This is a genomic window from Yoonia sp. R2-816 (assembly GCF_046762905.1).
Taxonomy (GTDB): domain Bacteria; phylum Pseudomonadota; class Alphaproteobacteria; order Rhodobacterales; family Rhodobacteraceae; genus Yoonia.
In genome coordinates, this window is the sequence record NZ_JBKQXN010000263.1 from 1 (window position 1) to 318 (window position 318).

General features: G+C 59.1%; 1 protein-coding gene. It reads left to right on the top strand.

Features of this window, described 5'->3' with window-relative positions; translation table 11 throughout:
* Positions 1-318 (top strand): transposase (locus ACFWW2_RS16640; protein WP_393929762.1); only part of this gene is annotated, 318 nt, incomplete at both ends.

Genomic DNA, 318 nt, shown 5'->3' on the forward strand with positions numbered 1-318 from the left:
CAATGTGTTCTGGTGTTGATCGGCGCAGACGAGTGGGGCCGGAAGGAAATCATTGGCATCGCCGATGGCTATCGCGAAAGTACCCAAAGTTGGCGTGAGCTGCTTCTCGATCTCCAGCGGCGCGGGCTTACCCATGCGCCCGATCTTGCCATTGGAGACGGAGCCTTGGGCTTCTGGCATGCGCTGCGCGAGGTCTTTGGGGCCACAAAAGAACAGCGCTGCTGGTTCCACAAAACGGGCAATGTACTGAACGCGATGCCGAAGTCGGTTCAGGCCAAAGCCAAGGGCCACCTGCACGATATCTGGCAGGCTGAGACG